The 771-nt window shown below is 45.1% G+C and carries 1 protein-coding gene; it reads left to right on the top strand.

Going from position 1 to position 771, the window contains the following annotated elements; translation table 11 throughout:
* The coding region (locus tag LS48_RS14645; protein ID WP_204376478.1) for a RepB family plasmid replication initiator protein at positions 1-771 on the top strand (771 nt) is incomplete at both ends.

Consider the following 771-nt stretch of genomic DNA (forward strand, 5'->3'; position numbering starts at 1 on the left):
GTCCTTATGTATAAGAAAAGTGTAGATCTATCACTTGAATCGGTTCTCGTAGAAATCGATGAAAATAAGAAGCTCATGCCTTCCAGAAACGCTACTGTCCAGCCTGTAGCTTTGATGCGCTTAGGTCTGTTTCTACCTTCCTTAAAACGAAAAGGAAAGGACACAGAAAATATCAGTATTGATGCGAGTAGCGAACTTCAAAGCTTAGAGTTGGCAAGAGCCGAAGGTTATACAGACATCCGTATTACCGGCCCACGACTTTCGATGGAGACTGACTTAAAGGTGTGGGTTGGCATCATTCTCGCGTTTTCGAAATATGGCTTAAACAGCAGCACCATTGAACTTCCATTCAGCGAGTTTGCTACATTCTGCGGGTTTAGCTCAAAGGACAAAGATAAAGGACTCAGAACGCGCTTGGCCGACTCTCTTATTCGTCTTCGCAGCACAACTATCAAGCTTGCCTCAGAAAAGGATCGGAATGGTGTTGTATCTGGTCTGTTAAGTCGTGGTAAGTGGGACGAAAAAGACGACATCATGGAACTTACCGCCGATGAGTCTCTTTGGGAGCTTTATCAATTCGACCGTCAGGTGCTTCTGCAGATGTTTATAATCCGGCAACTTGCGAACAAAGGGACAGCACAGGCCCTATACACTTTCATTGAGAGCCTTCCTGAGCGACCAATACCACTATCGTTCGCGCGTATTAAACGTCGCCTAATGCTTACCTCACCCAATAACCAGCAGAATCGAGTGATTAACAAGGCTATAGAC

Origin of the sequence: Aequorivita aquimaris (genome assembly GCF_001573155.1) — a bacterium.
Lineage (GTDB): Bacteria > Bacteroidota > Bacteroidia > Flavobacteriales > Flavobacteriaceae > Aequorivita > Aequorivita aquimaris.